This window comes from Leisingera sp. McT4-56, from assembly GCF_020514995.1.
GTDB classification, from domain to species: Bacteria; Pseudomonadota; Alphaproteobacteria; order Rhodobacterales; family Rhodobacteraceae; genus Leisingera; species Leisingera aquaemixtae_A.
Genome location: NZ_JAJALF010000026.1, coordinates 43837 through 60642, shown reverse-complemented (window position 1 = coordinate 60642; position 16806 = coordinate 43837). Strand labels below are relative to the sequence as shown.

At 61.0% G+C, this 16806-nt stretch carries 13 protein-coding genes and 1 pseudogene; 3 read left to right on the top strand and 11 right to left on the bottom strand.

Going from position 1 to position 16806, the window contains the following annotated elements:
- Both LHL23_RS20755 and LHL23_RS20750 read left to right on the top strand, forming a co-directional pair.
- Positions 1-589, top strand: a pseudogene (locus tag LHL23_RS20755) (IS5 family transposase); the annotation flags it as partial.
- 224 nt (positions 590-813) lie between these two features.
- Positions 814-2217: a pyridoxal phosphate-dependent decarboxylase family protein gene (locus LHL23_RS20750; RefSeq protein ID WP_226431391.1), complete on the top strand. Its 1404-nt coding sequence runs from the start codon at positions 814-816 to the stop codon at positions 2215-2217.
- A 256-nt stretch (positions 2218-2473) separates the two neighbouring features.
- On the opposite strand, the gene LHL23_RS20745 is transcribed toward LHL23_RS20750, so the two are convergent.
- Together LHL23_RS20745 and LHL23_RS20740 are read right to left on the bottom strand one after the other, a co-directional pair.
- The gene (locus LHL23_RS20745) at positions 2474-3064 is read right to left on the bottom strand and encodes an isochorismatase family protein (RefSeq protein ID WP_226431390.1); all 591 of its coding nucleotides are present in this window, start codon (positions 3062-3064) and stop codon (positions 2474-2476) included.
- Positions 3065-3082: 18 nt separating this feature from the next.
- Entirely contained in the window at positions 3083-3811 is a 729-nt protein-coding gene (locus LHL23_RS20740; protein ID WP_226431389.1) for a pirin family protein, read from the bottom strand.
- A 90-nt stretch (positions 3812-3901) separates the two neighbouring features.
- Here LHL23_RS20740 and LHL23_RS20735 point away from each other — a divergent pair, with 90 nt between their 5' ends.
- Positions 3902-4831 carry a LysR family transcriptional regulator gene (locus LHL23_RS20735; protein ID WP_226431388.1) on the top strand — a complete coding sequence of 310 codons (930 nt, stop codon included), beginning with the start codon at positions 3902-3904 and terminating at the stop codon, positions 4829-4831.
- A gap of 679 nt (positions 4832-5510) precedes the next feature.
- On the opposite strand, the gene LHL23_RS20730 is transcribed toward LHL23_RS20735, so the two are convergent.
- From LHL23_RS20730 to LHL23_RS20690, 9 genes are all read right to left on the bottom strand, one after another.
- Positions 5511-7475: a sigma-54-dependent Fis family transcriptional regulator gene (locus LHL23_RS20730; protein ID WP_226431387.1), complete on the bottom strand. Its 1965-nt coding sequence runs from the start codon at positions 7473-7475 to the stop codon at positions 5511-5513.
- A gap of 105 nt (positions 7476-7580) precedes the next feature.
- Positions 7581-8087: a hypothetical protein gene (locus LHL23_RS20725; protein WP_226431386.1), complete on the bottom strand. Its 507-nt coding sequence runs from the start codon at positions 8085-8087 to the stop codon at positions 7581-7583.
- Positions 8088-8290: 203 nt separating this feature from the next.
- A complete protein-coding gene (gene katG / locus LHL23_RS20720; protein ID WP_226431385.1) occupies positions 8291-10507 on the bottom strand; it encodes a catalase/peroxidase HPI in 2217 nt (738 codons plus the stop codon).
- Between the two features lie 54 nt (positions 10508-10561).
- Positions 10562-12133 (bottom strand): GMC family oxidoreductase, encoded by a 1572-nt coding sequence (locus LHL23_RS20715; protein ID WP_226431384.1) that lies wholly within the window; start codon positions 12131-12133, stop codon positions 10562-10564.
- A 13-nt stretch (positions 12134-12146) separates the two neighbouring features.
- Entirely contained in the window at positions 12147-12671 is a 525-nt protein-coding gene (locus LHL23_RS20710) for a Twin-arginine translocation pathway signal (RefSeq protein WP_226431383.1), read from the bottom strand.
- Positions 12672-12695: 24 nt separating this feature from the next.
- Complete coding sequence (locus tag LHL23_RS20705) at positions 12696-13091, bottom strand: VOC family protein (RefSeq protein WP_226431382.1); 396 nt, start codon at positions 13089-13091, stop codon at positions 12696-12698.
- 109 nt (positions 13092-13200) lie between these two features.
- Positions 13201-14244: an NAD(P)-dependent alcohol dehydrogenase gene (locus tag LHL23_RS20700; RefSeq protein ID WP_222481994.1), complete on the bottom strand. Its 1044-nt coding sequence runs from the start codon at positions 14242-14244 to the stop codon at positions 13201-13203.
- A gap of 61 nt (positions 14245-14305) precedes the next feature.
- Entirely contained in the window at positions 14306-15937 is a 1632-nt protein-coding gene (locus LHL23_RS20695; RefSeq protein ID WP_226431381.1) for a molecular chaperone GroEL, read from the bottom strand.
- A 65-nt stretch (positions 15938-16002) separates the two neighbouring features.
- A complete protein-coding gene (locus tag LHL23_RS20690) occupies positions 16003-16806 on the bottom strand; it encodes a metal-sulfur cluster assembly factor (protein WP_226431380.1) in 804 nt (267 codons plus the stop codon).

Sequence of the window (16806 nt, the reverse complement as noted above, 5' to 3'; positions counted from 1 at the left end):
ACAAGACCCTGTACAATCGCTGGAAGCGGTGGAGCGATAAAGGGGTCTTTGCGCGGATCATGGCAGGCTTGGCGGCGGAACACGGCGAAGAGAAGACCGTGATGATCGACGCTACCTACCTCAAGGCCCGCCGGACAGCGGCCAGTATGGGCGTCAAAAACGGGGGCGCGGACGCCTGATAGGTCGAACCAAAGGTGGGATGAACACCAACCCGCACGCGGTCTGCGACAGCCAGGGTCGACCGCTCGATCTATTTGTGACTGCCGGTCAGGTCAGCGATTACATCGGCGCACGGGAATTGGTGCGCAGCTTGCCAGACGTTGATTGGCGGCTGGGGGATCGTGGCTACGACGCAGATTGGTTCAGAGAAGCTCTGAAAGACAAAGGGATACGCGCCTGCATCCCTGGCCGAAAGCAAAGAAAGAGAGCTATCAGATACGGCAAGCGCCGATACAAACGGCGCAACCGCATCGAAACCATGTGCGGCAGGCTTAAGGATTGGCGTCGGGTAGCAATCCCGTACGACAGGTGTCCAAAGGTCTTTCTATCTGCCATCGCTCTCGCCGCAACCATCATGTTCTGGCTATGAAATGAGAACGAGTCCTGACCCTAGGGTTCCCGCCGCCGCAGTGCAGCCTCCCCAATGCGGCCGTTCGCAATCAGATACAGGATTTCTAACCAGCCAATGCCTCGGCCGGTACGAAACGCTCTTTGGCCACATGTAACCAAAGGCATTCCGGAGCAATCCATGCTACCTTCCCACGGATAGTATTCTGGTAGCGGGTATTTGAGATGGGACGAGTGCGGCGAGGTTTGAGTGAAGGGCAGGCGCAAGCTTTAGAGGCAGCCTTCAAGGCGGCCAAAACCTATCGCGAGGAACTGCCAAATGGGCCTGCCCGGCCTATCTTGGGACTTGGTGAAGCTGCCAGCCGCTTTTTGGGCCCTCTTCCTGAAACGGGGGTGCCGGAAAGTGAGGTAATCGGGGACATCGTGCAACTTTCTGAAGGTGGTCTGCACAAAATGGCGGGGCCGACCTTCTTCGGCTATGTCCTCGGCGCATCGCATCCCGTCGGTGTAGCTGCCGACATTCTGGTATCAGCCTGGGGTCAGAACGCGGGTTCATCTATTGAAACGCCTGCAATAACCGGAATGGAGCGCGCTGTTTGCAACTGGGTTATTGAGTTGCTGTCACTGCCATCCAAAAGCGGAGCCGGTCTTGTCACGGGTGGCACAGTGGCAAACATGGTTGGCGTCATGGCCGCACGCAATTCGCTGCTGGCTGCCCAGGGGTGGGATGTTGAAGCTGACGGGCTGTTTTCTGCACCCGAGATCCCCGTTTTGATTGGGCAGGATGCGCATTCCGCCCCATTCGCTGCCCTGCGTTATGCTGGTTTCGGCGCGGGCCGGACAAACATCGTTGCCGCGGACGGCGAGGGGAGGATTAAGCCGGATGCGTTCCGGGCTGCCCTGGACAGCTGCAGCAGCCCGCCGCTTGTTATCCTGCAGGCAGGTCAAATAAACACCGGCGCCTTTGACCCGTTTACCGAACTCATACCAATGGTGCGCGAGCGGAACGGCTGGGTTCATGTGGATGGCGCCTTTGGGCTCTGGCTCGCTGCTGTACCCGAACTGGCAAACCGGTTGGAGGGGGTTGCTGAAGCGGACAGTTGGGCGATTGACCTGCACAAGTGGCTTAATGCTCCATTTGATGCAGGCATGGTCATCGTGCGCAACCGAGCGCCGCTCGTTGCGTCGATGTCTGCCCGTGGCGCCTATCTCCCGGAAACAACAGAGCACTGGGAACCGAGTGATTCAACGCCGGAGCTATCCCGGCGTGCAAGGGGGGTCCCCAGCTATGCGATACTTCAGCACCTCGGCCGAACAGGTGTCAGCGAACTGGTAGCACGGCATTGCTGCCTGGCAGTGCGCATTGCCCGAACGGTTTCGAACGAGCCCGGCCTGAAGGTTCTGAACCAGATCCACAGCAACCAGGTCGCTATTTGCTGCGGCGAGGGGCCGGATGGCGACGATCTGACCATGCGGGTCCTGAAGCGCATTCAGGACAATGGAAAGGTGTACCCCACCCATGGCGAATGGGCGGGCCGGAAGATCATTCGAGCCTCTGTTATCGGATACGATATGAGGGAAGAGGATGCTGATCTTCTGTCATCCGAAATAATTGATGCTTTTCGTATTTGTAATGCTGGTGGCCCCTGAGCTGGCCAGAAGTTCTATTTCTGCAGTCAGGCATTAATAAGCTTCAATGGGCTCGAATAGGCTGTGCGGTGTCACTGCGAGCAATCCCATCGACTCGCCTTCCCCCCTGCGCAGCCGGCCCCTAGCGGCCGTTTTCAAGCTCCTTTTTTTGCCGGATCGGGAGTTTTTTCTCGAAGTTGGCAACACCTGCGAAGTTCAATGGCCGCCCCATGGGTGAGGCGGCCGCTCCGGCATTACTTTCAATAGGTCAGAGAGCCTATCCGCGGCTCAGGATTTCCTCGCCGAGGATCTGCATGATTTTCTGTCCGGCCTCGCTGGCCCAATTGACCGCAAGTTCTGCAAGCAGCGCGCTGGTTGTGGTGAGCTCGACACCGCCTCGCTCCATTTTGCGGAACGCCATCTCATCCGTCAGCACAGTGGGAGAACCGGAGGCATCAACCACTGCGGTCACGGCAAAGCCTTCTGCTGCTGCGCTAATCGCAGGCGGGGCAAGACACACGTCGGTGGTGATGCCTGCCATGATGAAATGCCTGCGCCCGGTGTTGCGGCAGGCATCGGCAAAGGCGCTGTCATCCCAGCAGTTCACAACGCCAGGGCGCTTGATCCGCGCGGCAAAGGCATCCGGAGCAATCTCCTCCAGCGCCGGAATCAGCGGCCCCTGCATGTTGTCTTCCATGCTGGAAGTCAGCACCAGCGGCATACCAAGCTCCGCTGCCGTCCGCGCCAGAGCGCGGGTGTTGGCTTCGATCAGATCGCGGTCAACGGACTTTGCCCAGTTCATGGTGCCAACCTGATGGTCGATCAGAACAATGGCTGCGTTTTCGGGGGTCACTTTTTTGGAGGTCATGTTGATGTCCTTTCCTGGTTAAGAGATTTCGGATGCGGGCAGTTCGAAGATCAGGAGCTCAGCGCCGGCTGCAGCCTCAACCGCCACGTCCCCGGCACGGAGCAGTCCCAGCCCATCCCCTTTGACAAGGGAAACACCGGCAGCAGTTGCCTCGCCTTCGATCACAAAGATGTAGAGGCTGCGATTAGGGCTGGACGGGCTGAATTTCAGCACGCTGCGGCGGTCGAAGCTGCCGTAATTGAGACGCACCTCCTGTTGCACAACAAGAGCGCCATCGGCGCCGTCTGGCGACAGCACCAGCTGGAACCGGTTGCTGTGGTCCGCGGTTTCCAGCTCCTTGCTGGAATAAGCCGGCGCCAGGCCTCTGGCCCGCGGCTCGAACCAGATTTGCAGCGCACGCATCGGCTTCGTCCGCGAATTGTTCACCTCGTTGTGGAGGATGCCTGTGCCGGCGGTGATCACCTGAATGCCTTTCGCCTTCACAGTACCGTTGTGAACGGGCACCACCGGATCGATATGCGACACCTCTCCGCTCACCATGAAGGTGACGACTTCGACATCCCGGTGCGGATGCAGGCCAAAGCCTTGGGCGCCCGGTGCAAGCGTGCCGTCGTCAATTGTGATCAGCGGGCCGAACCGCCGGCGCCCTTCTGCAAGGTGCGGCTTGAACGACAGATGCGCCTGCATGAAGCCGAAGTCCTTGAACTCACGGGTCGCGGCGGGGTGATAGACCATCTCTGTCTGCATTTCTCATCTCCTGGCCTGTTCGCTGAGATAGAATTTAGGGATCTCATTCGTTCTGGAAAATGATCCGTTTGTTAACTACTGTTCAGATTCATGAACGATAGATTCTATTCCTGCGCCAAGGCGCTGGTGGCCACCGTGCGCGCCGGGTCGATGAGTGCGGCAGCAGCGGAGCTGAACACCACGAAGTCGGCGATCAGCCAGAAGCTGGCGCTGTTTGAAGCTGAACTGGGGCTTGTGCTGCTGGACCGGTCAGGACGGGCAGTGGCCCCGACCGCGGCCGGGCGCCGGATCTTCGAAGTCTGCGCCGAGCCGGTCGATGCCGCGCTGGAGGCCGAGGCGCAGCTTGGCTTTCTCCGAGGCGGGAAGATCGCCGGCCGGGTGTCGGTGTCAGGGCCCAACAGCCTGCTTGGCACCATTTTTGTCCCGCTTCTGGCCGGACTCCAATCGCGCTACCCGGATATCGAACTGGAGCTGCATGCCGATGACTCAAAGTCGGATTTTGCAGCCGAGGACATAGACCTGGCTTTCAGGACCGGTCCCGCAGACAAGGGGCGGTTTGTTTCAGCGGCCTTGCCATCCGCGCAGCGCGCGCCTTATGCCAGCCCGGCGCTTGCGAAGCAGACACCCCCCTTTTCCCGGCCTGCCGACTTGGCCCGGCTGCCCTTTGTCCTGCGCATGCAGGAACCTGGCAAATGGGCGTTTCAGAACCACGGAGGGCAGCAAGAGAGTATCGAGCCGCCGATCAGCCTGCGCGTCAATACGATGGAGCTTGCCTATGCAGCCGTGCTGGCGGGGCAAGGCGCGGCCCTGCTCCCGTCCTTGCTGGCACAGGAGGATGTCCAGGCCGGCCGTCTTGTGCGCCTGATCCCGGACTGGTCCGCCGCTCCGGTTCCGATGACATTGCTTTGCCGCCCCGAACGCTTGGCCGCGCCACCGGTTGCCGCGGTACGGCGCCATATTCTGGATGCATGCGGCAACAGCGGTTTCCTAGGGACAGAGCTTCAAGACGAGGCAGTTTAACAGCTTAGCAAAGCCCGGTTTGGCACCGTGGCGATTAGGCCTGCCTCCCTACAAGTCAGCCAATGAGAACTGCCCTAAGCTGCCGTACTTTATGAGTGACGGTGCCGCAGCACAGCTTCTCAATAGCGGACACTGATCGTCGGCGCAGCACAACGGACCCCTGTATGCCAATGAACGGGCGCAGTGCCCCGGGTAAGGTGGCCGACACTTTTCTTTGGCCACTCAGTGAAACGTTCCCATCTTTTCAGCTATGGCGTTTTCCTGCGCTTCCCCCATTGGGAAAGCATAATTCATGCTTGGCACTCTGATCACCGAACCATCCGTTCGAGCACACAAAAGTGGTAACCTACCACCGAACTTTCATCCTCCCGCGACAGAAGCCCGGTTGGTGTTTTCGCCGATCTGCGCAGATGACGCTGAGCGTCCTCGCCTGTGATATCAAGCCGTTGGCAGCACTAATCGGCATCCGCGGCCAGATAGCCGCAATCCCAAGCCGATCCGGCTGATAAAATTAAACTCTGAATGTCAGCACAGGCCAACCATACAAAACTGCCGCCGAGCCGATCCCAGCGTCAGATTTCCACACAGCCTCGGCTCACACTTGCCGTTGATCACGGCCTTCGACCGCTTCGGCTCAAACATCGGCGCGGCGGCCCAATGGACCCTGTAACCCGCGGTCTCAGACCTTGCGGATGTGATACCGCTTGATCTTGCGGTAAAGCGTTGGCCGCGAGATCCCCAGTACCTGGGCCACTTTCGTCAGGTTGCCGTTTTCCGCGCTGATCGCCCGGCGGATGGCGCTGGCCTCGATGCTTTCCAGGTCGCCGGAATGGCCACCGAGGATATGCTCCAGTGAATCCTCGGCGCCATCGTCGAAATCGTCCTGAATCTCCGGCGGCAAATCCCGCTCAGTCACGAAACTGTCCGATTTGATGAGATAGAAGCGCTGAGCGACATTTCGTAGCTCCCGGACGTTGCCGGGCCACTGGTACTGCAGCATCAATTCCATCGCCCGGTTGGCAAAGGTCATCGGCATGCGCCTGGTTTCTTCGGCATACTTCTGCGAGAAATGGTCGAGCAACGCGACGATGTCATTGCCGCGTTCGCGCAAGGGGGGCACCTCGATGGTCATCACCCCGATCCGGTAGAACAGGTCGCGGCGGAAATTGCCCTTCTCGATCTCCTGGCGCAGGTCGCGGTTGGTCATTGTCACCAGCCGGACATCGACCGGGCGCCGCTTGTTATCACCCATCCGGTAGATTGCCCGCTGTTCCAGCGCCCTGAGCAGATAGGGCTGCAATTCGATCGGCATGTCGCCGATCTCGTCGAGGCAGAGCACACCGTTGTTGGCCTGTTCGAACTTCCCGGTGCGTCCGCCCCGGACAGCGCCGGTAAAGGCACCCTCCGAATAGCCGAACAGTTCTGCGCCGATCAGGTCGCCGGAAATGGCCGCACAGTTGACCGGCACGTAGGGAGCCTTGTTGTCCGGCATGCGGCTGTGGATCAGGCGCGCGAACAATTCCTTGCCGACCCCGGTTTCCCCGTGGATCAGCACCGGGACATTGGCCAGGGCGGCGCGTTCGGCCAGGCCGATGGCATCGACCATCTTCGGCGACGATCCAATAATCTCGATCTCGCCCTCCGCCACGTTGACCCGCGGCTTGATGGTGCAGGTTGCGCCCGTCTGACGCATCTTGCCCTTGTCCTTGAGAAACAGGGCGGCGCCGCGAAAGACGCCTTCCAACTTGAGCCGTTCGATGCCTTCCGCCTCGACGTTGAGCGGCAAGAGCTTGGGAATGTCCTGATCCGACAGGCCTTCGAGTTTCGGCAGCAGCTTGTGACCGAAAGACAATTCCTTGGTCCGGCGCAGCGGGTCGTCGTCCAGCCCGCGGCGGAACAGCACGCGGCCTGACTGATCGACCAGCACCACGCTATCATGCGCTCGGCTGTAATCCGACATCAGGAAGGCTTCCAGCAGTTGCGTACGTTCGACCTGTTTCTGTTCCGCCAGCGCGATCTCGATCTCGCGCGCCGCCGCCAGGACCAACGCCACATTGTGCTGGCGGAAAATCTGCGGCGGGCCAGACAGGTCCACAACGCCGATCACGTTCTGGGTGAGGGGATCGAAGATCGGCGCACCGGCGCAGGTCCAGGCCTGTACGCCTTCGGCAAAATGCTCGGAGGCATGCACGTAAGAGGGTTTGCCGGTTTTAAGCGCCGTGCCGATGCCATTGGTGCCGATGGTGCGCTCGCTCCAGTCGCCGCCAAGTTCCAGGTGGATTTCCTGGCCCTCGTCCAGCACGTGTTCGTCACCGATGGCGTCGATGATCACCCCCTGGCTATCCGCCAGGATCAGGATGGTGCGGGCCTCTTTAAGATGCGGCTCCAGCCGCTTGAAGGCCGCCGAGGCCGCTTGGCGGAGCGCGGTATTGCGTTCACGGCGGAGAAACAACTGGCTTTCGTCGATCACCTTGCGCGAAGCTTGGCTGCCGGCATCGACCCCCAGCTCCCGGCTGCGCCGCCAGGAGTCGAGGATCTCGTCCCGCACCTTCGCCGGCATCCCGTCGGCGTCTGTCTCGGAAGAGACAAATTTCTCCCAGGCCTTGCGGGTATCGTCTTCCGAATAGCTGGAGTTATCAGGCAATTGATGCGCCCTCTCGCTTTTCTCTTGTGTCGTTGCAGGCCTATGACACCGGCTCTGCAGGCATTCCTCCCGGTCGATAACGAAAAAACTGCGCGCGGGCAGGGATCAGTCGTCCTGCGGTACAAGCAAGGCTTCAATCGCCTCGGCAAGGGCGCGATCATTCAAGGTGTCGGTCATCTCCACCCCGTCCAAATGCGCCAGCGCAGCGGCGATGTCGTCCTGCAGCGGCGAGAAGAAACCATTCTCTTTCGTCGCCAGCACAAATTTCTTCGACATGAAGTTGCCGCGGATCTCGCCCAGCATCTGCATCTGGCGGCCTGTAGACTTGTCGACCAGCACCACCCGGTTGTTGAGGCTGACCTTGACATAAGGCTCGGGAACGTCGGATGTGACCCGCGCCTTCATGTCGTGGATGATCAGTCCGTCGGGCTTCGGCTCTTGCTTCCGGCGAGCCTGATCGGCCTGCATCCGGCTGAACCCGCCATTGCTGATCTGATCCGCAAGTTTGCGTATCGTGCCAGCATTTTCCGACAGAAGACGCTTTGCCTTCACGTCTTCGAGACGCGGACCGCCGCGCTTCGAAAAAATGTCCACCACTACTTTTCCTCCCATGCAAAAATGTTAGCAGATTGCGCGGCCTATTGCCAAAAATTTACGGTCTAGCATGGCCGCTACAGCCCTTTTTACTTGCGGTTTTTGGTTGTGTTCCGAGCATGTATCTTGGTCGGCACAACCTGTCGGGGACCCGAGTTTGGCCCCCGACATACTCGCTAACAAACCGAATCCGGTTTTCCTCTGATCCACCGTGTCAGGCTTCAGTTCAGCTCGAACCGGTCAGCGTTCATGACCTTGCTCCAAGCCGCAACGAAATCGGCGACGAAGAGACCTTCATTGCCACGGCTGGCATACACTTCCGCCAGCGCCCGAAGTTGCGAATTCGAGCCGAATACGAGATCTACGCGCGACGCGGTCCATTTCTTGGCACCGCTGACGCGGTCGAGGCCGTCAAAGACACGCTCAGCACCGTTGACCGGTACCCATTCGGTCTCCATGTCCAGAATGTTGACGAAGAAGTCCGTGCTAAGCGTCCCGGGCGTCTTTGTAAGAACACCCGTATCTGTGCCTTGATGGGTTGCGCCGATGCTGCGCAAACCGCCGACCAGGGCCGTCATCTCGGGAGCGCTGAGCCCGAGAAGCTGGGCCTTGTCCACCAGAAGCGCCTCGGCCGGAACCGAATAGGCGGCTTTTTCGTAGTTGCGGAAACCGTCTGCAATGGGTTCCAACGGATCAAAGGACTCGGCATCGGTCTGGGCGGCTCTCGCATCGGTGCGACCCGGGGCGAACGGCAGGTTGACGTCGTGGCCTGCGGCTTTTGCCGCTTCTTCGACGGCCGCATTGCCCGCGAGAACGATAACGTCTGCCAGAGACACTTTTTTGCCGCCGGACGCGCCGCCGTTGAAAGCGCTGGTGATACCGGTCAGCACATCGAGAAGGTGTGCTAAGCGGTCCGGCTCGTTGGCCTCCCAGTCCTTCTGCGGGGCGAGGCGGATGCGCGCCCCATTGGCACCGCCGCGCTTGTCCGATCCTCGGAAACTGGAAGCCGAGGCCCAGGCCACCCAGACCAGATCGGCGACCGATAGGCCGGATTCCAGGATTTCCGCCTTCAGCGACGCGGTATCCTTGTCGTCAATCAGCGGATGATCCACGGCCGGGACCGGATCCTGCCAGATCAGTTCCTCGTCGGGCACCTCCTTCCCCAGGTAGCAGGCTTTGGGGCCCATGTCGCGGTGGGTCAGCTTAAACCAGGCGCGGGCGAAGGCCTCGGCGAATTCCCCGGGGTTTTCGTGGAACCGCTTGGATATCGGGCCATAGATCGGGTCCATCCGCATAGCCATGTCGGCGGTGGTCATCATCAGCGGCACCTTGGCGACCGAAGCATCGACTTCGGGCGCGTGATCCCCGTCCGAAAGCTCCTTGGCGTGCCAAATTTGCGCGCCGGCCGGGCTTTTCGTCAGTTCCCAGTCGTAACCGAAGAGCACGTCGAAATAGCCCGTGTCCCACTTTGTTGGGTTCGGTGTCCAGGGGCCTTCGATGCCCGAAGTCGTCGTATCCACGCCCTTGCCGGACTTGTGCGCATTCTTCCAGCCAAAGCCCATGTCGTGCAGCGGGCAGGCCTCGGGTTCCGCGCCGACCAGGGCCGGGTCCCCTGCCCCATGTGCCTTGCCGAAGGTGTGTCCACCTGCAACCAGGGCCACGGTTTCCTCATCATTCATTGCCATCCGGCCAAAGGTTTCGCGGATGTCGCGGCCCGAGGCGATGGGATCGGGGTTTCCGTCCGGTCCCTCTGGGTTCACGTAGATCAGCCCCATCTGCACAGCGGCAAGCGGATTTTCCAGTTCGCGCTCGCCGGAATAGCGGCTGTTGGGGTTTTCTGAGGTGGCCAGCCATTCAGCTTCGGCACCCCAGTAAATGTCTTCCTCCGGCGCCCAGACGTCTTCACGCCCGCCTGCAAAGCCGAAGGTCTTGCCGCCCATGCTCTCGATGGCAACATTTCCTGCCAGGATCATCAAATCGGCCCAAGACAAGGCGTTGCCGTATTTCTCCTTAACCGGCCATAGCAGCCGGCGGGCCTTGTCAAGGTTGCCATTGTCAGGCCAAGAGTTCAGCGGCGCGAACCGCTGGGTCCCGGTCGAGGCCCCGCCGCGCCCATCGGCGGTGCGGTAAGTGCCCGCGCTATGCCAGGCCATGCGAATAAAGAACGGCCCGTAGTGGCCGTAATCGGCGGGCCACCAGTCCTTACTATCAGTCATCAGCGCGGTCAGGTCGGCTTTGACAGCATCCAGGTCGAGCGATTTGAAGGCTGTTGCATAATCGAAGCCTTTCGGCATCGGGTTGGACACCGGCTGATGCTGGTGCAGCACCGAAAGGTTCAGCTGGTTCGGCCACCAGTCGCGGTTGCTGCGCCCCGCCTTGTTTGTTGCGCCGTGCATGACGGGACATCCGCCCGCCTTCCTCAAGTCATTTCCGTCCATCTTCGTCTCCCTGGTTTGGAAATTCGGGTTTGTTTTAGGTGTTTCGGTACGGTGTCAGAGGTTCTGACGGCCAAGCTCCGCCGCGATGTACTCGGCTTGCCGGATCGCAAGTGCCACAATGGTCAGGGTCGGGTTTTCCGCCGCGCCGGTCGTAAATTGGCTGCCGTCTGAGATAAACAGATTGCCCACGTCGTGACTCTGGCCATAGGCATTGACCACCCCGTCACGGGGGTTGGACGACATCCGGTTGGTTCCGAGATTGTGGGTTGACGGATAAGGCGGCGTCGGGAAGACGCGGGTCGCGCCGACCGCCTCGTAGACAGCCTCGCCTTGGCTGTAGGCATGGTCGCGCATCGCGATGTCGTTGGGGTGATCATCGAAATGCACGTTGGCCACCGGCAATCCGTGCTGGTCGGTCACGTCAGTGTTGAGCGTGATGCGGTTTGTTTCCTGCGGCATGTCCTCACCCACGATCCACATGCCCGCCATGTTCTCGTAATGGTCGAGCGCGGTGGTGAGCTCCCGCCCCCAGGCGCCGGGGTCGAGAAAGGCCGCCATGAACGGCAAGCCCAGTGCCAGCGTCTCCAGCTCGTAGCCACCGACGAAGCCCCGGGATGGGTCGTTTATCGCCTCATCCTGGATGATCCCGGCCATTGTCGTGCCGCGCCACATACGCACCGGCTGATCAAAGACCGCATAAACCGAGCCGGTCACATGCCGCATGTAGTTGCGCCCAACCTGGCCGGAACTGTTGGCCAGCCCGTCGGGGAACATCGGCGAGGCGGAATTGAGCAAAAGCCGGGGGCTTTCAATGGAGTTCCCTGCAACACAGACGACCCGCGCCTTCTGTTTCTGCTGGTTGCCATCCGCATCGGCATAGATCACGCCGGTCACCTTTCCGGCCTTGTTATGCTCGATCCTCAGAACATGGCAGCGCTCACGCACCTCAAGGTTGCCGGTCGCTTCACCGCGCGGAATGTCGGTATAGGCCGCAGACCACTTGGCCCCCCATTTGCAGCCCTGGAAACAGAACCCGGTCTGCTGGCACGCCGGGCGCTCGTCGTAATCGGCCGAGTTGATCGCCATCCGGCCCGTGTGGACCGCTTTATACCCCAGCGCCCGTGCGCCTTTCTCATAGACCTTGAAGTTGTTGTTGCCCGGCAGCCCGGCACGGCCGCCCGTGCGCGTCACACCCAGCTTGTTCTCAGCGCGGGTGTAGTAGTTGTCCATCTCGCGCGGATCGATCGGCCAATCGAGCAAGTTGGCCCCTTCAACATCGCCATAGGTGCTGCGCGCTTTCCATTCGTGGTCCTGGAAACGCAGCGACGCCCCGGCCCAGTGAATAGTCGTACCGCCGACCGCCTTGACGATCCAGGCCGGCAGGCCCGAGAAGTCTTTCGACACACGCCAATCACCGCTGATGGTGCGCGGGTCAACCCAGGAAAGCTGGCCGAAGCTGTCCCACTCGTCGTTGATATAGTCCTCGGGCAGGTAGCGCCCGCCGGCCTCCAACGCGACGACTGAAACGCCTTTCTGGGCCAATTCGTTGGCCAGGACGCCGCCACCGGCGCCGGTTCCGATCACGACAACAACGCTGTCGTCTGTCGAGTCAAATGGTGCGCTCATGACTCAAGCCCCCTCAGAGCCAGTGGATGTCGTCGAAACCGCGGTCGATGTAGCCACCTTCAGAGAAGCTCTCGCCCTCGTATCCGAAGATTGGCCAAACCGCTTTCTGGTTATAGAGACCAGTCACAAGACCGCCTCGGACCTGCTGGAAAAAGGCGGTGTTTTCAAAACCGCGCAACAGATCGGCGCGGTCACGTTCCCAGCCGATGTCGATGTAACGGGCATAGCCCACGCCCTTGGCCGCATCATTTAGCGCTGCGACACCGGCCTCAACTCCTTCGGCCGCCTCTGCGTTGTCATAGCCCTTAACCGCGATTGCATAGAACTGATCCCCAAGCTGGTCGTGCGGATAGATATCGCGCGCCATCTGAATAAGCGTCGCCATAGTTTCGGGTTCGAGATGTTCAACCTCGAGCGCCCAATTGGAGGCGCTGGCCTTGCCTGCGACGAAACCGGTGCCGATAACAAAGCCGGCACCGCAGAGCGCGCTCTGCGACAGCAACTGGCGGCGGGTCATGCCTTGCTTGCTAAGTGACATTGGGTCCTCCCTGTCTTATTTGGATTACCGGTAGCGTCCGGCCCGTTGCATGACCTCGATCTCGTAGCCATCGGGATCCTGAACGAAGAAGAAATGGGCGAGCGTAGCGCCCTCGTGTTTGAAATCGACGAGCTTGCGGGGCTTCAGCCCCTCGACTTCGAACCTTGCGTGTTCCGCCGCTACATCGGGCACGCAGACCGCCAGGTGGCCATAGCCGTTGCCCAGGACGTAGGGATCGGTCTGGCCCTTGTTGATCGTCAGCTCGAGCTCGAAGGCAGCCTCGTCATTGGACAGGTAGACCAGCGTGAAGCTTTCGAAGTCGAGACGCTCCGCAACGGTCAGCCCAAAGGCCCTGCGGTAAAAATCGACCGAGCGCTTTTCGTCCAGCACGCGGATCATGGAATGGATGGCTTTGGCCATGATGTCCTCGGCATTGCAGGTGGTAAGGGGCCCCGCGGGCAGACGGGAAGGGTGCAGGCCCGCGAGGGAAAGCGCGCGGGCGGCGCGCCTCGGGGAGCCGGGCTGCAGATCAGGGTACGATCACCCCGCGTCCGGTGAACTTGCGATCCTTGAAGTCAGAAATCGCCTGGTTGATGTTGGCCAGTTTGTATTCGGTCTGGTGCATCGTGACTTTGCCATCGGCGTTCATCTCCATCAGCTCCACCAATTCGACGAAGTCGCCCACGAGGCTGCCACCGATCTTGATCTCGTTGGCAACCAGCTCCAGCGTCGGCACTTCGACCGTGCCGCCATAGCCCACCATGATCAGCTCACCGCCCTGGCGCAGCAGCTTCCAGCAGATGTTCTCGGTGCCGTGCTCACCGACAAAATCAATTGCCACATGCACCCCGCCGCCGGTCAGGTCCTTGACCTCGTCGATCAGGTTCGGCCCGCCGTCGAGCACAATGTCGGCCCCCAGCTCCTTGGCCAGCACCTGCGCGGCCGGTTCCCGGTCCACCGCGATGACTCGTGCGCCGCAGGTGTGTTTGAGCACCTGGAGCGCGATATGACCCAGCCCGCCAATGCCCAGAAGCAGGACGTAACCACCGGGATTGAGCAGTTTCGCGGCCTTCTTGGCGGCGCGGTAGGCGGTGATCCCGGCATCGGCCATCGGCGCGACGCTCAGCGGCGTGATGCCGGTGTTCAGTTTGATGACCGAGCGTTCGTTGGTCTTGAAATACTCAGCAAAGCCGCCATCCAATCCGAGACCGGGGAACTTGCCGTGGTCGCAGTACATGTCATGGCCATAGCGGCATTCCAGACAGATACCGCAGGCATTGAACGGGTGGCAGATCACTGCATCTCCCGGTTTGACCGAGGTGACATTGCTGCCCACGTCCTCGACCCAACCAGCGTTTTCATGGCCCATCACGTAAGGCAGGAGGTTGCCCTCAGTGTCCATGATGTCCTTCCAGACGCCTTCGATGATGTGAAGATCGGTGCGGCAGAGGCCCGCGGCGCCGACCTTGACGATCACCTCGTCCGGGGCTGTGATCGTGGGCGCGGCGACGTCCTCGATCTTCAACTCGACGTTCATGTCGGGGTCGTATTCGTAGAGTCTCGCAGCTTTCATGGTCTATGTCCTTTGCTCTGGAGAGGCCGGAAAGTCCGGCCCCTCGGGTGTGAAACCGCGCTCAGGCGCGGCCCAGAAGCTCGGCGCCGCCACCGCGGGTGGGGCCTTCGGTTGGATCCGCCTCGCCTTCATCGAGATCGCCAACCAGGGTTTCCGTGGTCAGGATCAGCGTCGCGACCGAGGCCGCGTTGACGAGCGCGCTGGCGGGCACACGGGCGGGATCGACAATGCCGGCCTCGAACATGTTGCCGTAGGTGCCGGTGGCGGCGTTGTAGCCGTGGCCCGACAGCCCCTCGGACACGGCCTGCGCCACGGCGGCCACGTCGGCCCCGGCATTGCGGGCAATGCGGCGGACCGGTTCGGTCAGGATCGAACGCACCAGCTGGATGCCCTTGGCCACGTCGCCGAGCGCGTCGAGCGTGTCGAGGCAGTCGGAGATCTGCGCCAGCGCCGTACCGCCGCCTGCGACCACGCCATCTTCGGCTGCCGCCTGGACCGCACAGAGCGCATCCTCAATCAGCTGGATCGTGCGCTTCTGCTCAACCGGGGTGAAGCCGCCGGCATAGATGATCGCGCTGCCGCCGGTCAGCTTCGAGAGCCGCTCGCGCAGCTTGTCCTTCTCGATGTTCGGCGGGGCCACGTCATGCTGGCGCTGGACCTGGTTGCGGCGGGCGGTTATCGCCTCAGGATCGCCCTCGCCGCGCAGGACCGAGGTGCCCGAGGCGTGTGACCGGACCATTTCCGCGCCGCCCAGCTGGGCCAGCGTGACGTTTTCGATCTTCTTGCCCAGATCGCGGGCCAGAACCTCGCCGCCAGTCAGGATCGCAAGGTCGTCCATCATGGCACTGCGCCAATGGCCGTACTCAGGCGGATGCACGATCAGGTATTTCCCCGCGCCGCCGTTCTCCAGCAGCTTGACCACCACCTCCGGCGCGATCTCTTCCGCGACGATCAGAAGCGGGCGGTTCTCGGCATCAGCAATCGAGATGGCGGTGTCCAGCGTTTGGGGCTTCAGGATCTTCTGGTCGGTCAGCAAGATCAGCGGATTGCGCAGCACCGCTTCCATGTGCTCACGGTCGGTAACCATGTGGTGCGAGATGTAGCCACGCTCGAACGACATGCCTTCGACCACGTCCATCGTGGTTTCAATGGTGACACCGAAATCGGCCGAGATGACGCCATCGCGTCCTACCCGGCGATATGCTTCGGCCACCAGCTCGCCCAGCTTTGGATCAGTCGAAGACACGCGCGCCACCGCCTTAAGGTACTCCGGGTGGTCGTCGCAATCGAGAGAGGAGGCATCAATGGCGTCGACCACCCGCGCTACCGCCAGATCGATCCCCTTGCAAAGATCCACCGGCTTGACACCATTATCGGTCAGATCCACACCCCGCTGGATCAGTGCGTTGGCCAGCACAATGGCGGTTGTGGTGCCGTCGCCCGCCACGTCATTGGTTTGCATCGAAACCTCGCGCACCACCTGGGCGCCCATGTTTTCGAACCGGTCGTTGAGTTCGATCTCCGAGGCAATGCTGACCCCGTCGCGGGTCACCAGCGGGGTGCCCACCGGTCGGTCCACCATTGCATTCAGCCCCTTGGGCCCGAGCGTCGGTTCTACCGCTGCCGCAAGCCGCGCTACTCCGCGGGCGAGACAATTGCGGGCGGTCTTACCGTGTACCAAGAGTTTAGCCATATCTTCCTCCATCGGCCCAGGCAAAACCTGGGCGACTTCCTAATTTCATTTGATTTTTCGGCGAGTTATCCTCGCGCGGCAAGTTCTTCCCGAGACGGCACGCGGCCTTCGATGAAGTCGATCAGCGTCGGACCATCGGGCCCGATTTCGACCTCCTTGTAGCGCGTCCTGGCGAGCCCCCGGCACAGCGCCCCGTTGAACTCCATATTGATCCGCGTGCCGCGCAGCTTGGCGAGATGTGCCCTGAGCTCATGCGGAGCGATCTCGTCTCCGTCCCATGAGGGAAAGGCGAGGTCATGCGGCTCGGACGCCAGACCCTGAGCCACCAGCAGATCCAGGTAACGCGGCAATTGCCGCAGCTCCTCTTCGCCGCTGAAAACCACACGCCGAAGCTGGCCAAGGGACATTGAGACGATATCTTCTGCGTCATGCCCCAGCGCCTGCAATCCAAGCAGCACGGTTTCCTGACGCCGGTCGAAGGCCTTGGCGAGGAAGGTATCGACCACCTCGTCGAGTCGCGCACCGTCGCAGTACTCTGCGAAGATATGGTGGTATGCACGGCCACTATTGACGCCTTCGTTGACCTTTTCACCGAAGCAATGATCGTTCAGCTGCACCTCGGCCTCGACAACCCAAGGGATCGACGTCACCTCCTTCCGGATACCGAAGGCCATAAGGAAGGCGAAGTTTGGCGAGCACCAATAGGTAGGGAGCCGAAACTCTACCCGCACCTTCCTCGCGTCCGTGACCTCGATCCGCTCGACGAAGCCCATGTCGGTGATGGGCTCATCAAGCTCCGGGTCTGTCACTGCGTCGAGACATTCCCAGACATCGGTTTCCAGCTCTGCTTTGAGATTGGCCACCAGCAT

Excerpts from the sequence above, each read along its gene's own strand:
- LHL23_RS20710 (WP_226431383.1), bottom strand. The coding sequence starts at position 12,671 with ATGTCACTTAGCAAGCAAGGCATGACCCGCCGCCAGTTGCTGTCGCAG.
- LHL23_RS20700 (WP_222481994.1), bottom strand. The coding sequence starts at position 14,244 with ATGAAAGCTGCGAGACTCTACGAATACGACCCCGACATGAACGTCGAG.
- LHL23_RS20690 (WP_226431380.1), bottom strand. The coding sequence starts at position 16,806 with ATGCTGGTGGCCAATCTCAAAGCAGAGCTGGAAACCGATGTCTGGGAA.
- LHL23_RS20740 (WP_226431389.1), bottom strand. The coding sequence starts at position 3,811 with ATGCAGACAGAGATGGTCTATCACCCCGCCGCGACCCGTGAGTTCAAG.
- LHL23_RS20695 (WP_226431381.1), bottom strand. The coding sequence starts at position 15,937 with ATGGCTAAACTCTTGGTACACGGTAAGACCGCCCGCAATTGTCTCGCC.
- LHL23_RS20735 (WP_226431388.1), top strand. The coding sequence starts at position 3,902 with ATGAACGATAGATTCTATTCCTGCGCCAAGGCGCTGGTGGCCACCGTG.
- katG (WP_226431385.1), bottom strand. The coding sequence starts at position 10,507 with ATGGACGGAAATGACTTGAGGAAGGCGGGCGGATGTCCCGTCATGCAC.
- LHL23_RS20745 (WP_226431390.1), bottom strand. The coding sequence starts at position 3,064 with ATGACCTCCAAAAAAGTGACCCCCGAAAACGCAGCCATTGTTCTGATC.
- LHL23_RS20725 (WP_226431386.1), bottom strand. The coding sequence starts at position 8,087 with ATGGGAGGAAAAGTAGTGGTGGACATTTTTTCGAAGCGCGGCGGTCCG.
- LHL23_RS20705 (WP_226431382.1), bottom strand. The coding sequence starts at position 13,091 with ATGGCCAAAGCCATCCATTCCATGATCCGCGTGCTGGACGAAAAGCGC.
- LHL23_RS20715 (WP_226431384.1), bottom strand. The coding sequence starts at position 12,133 with ATGAGCGCACCATTTGACTCGACAGACGACAGCGTTGTTGTCGTGATC.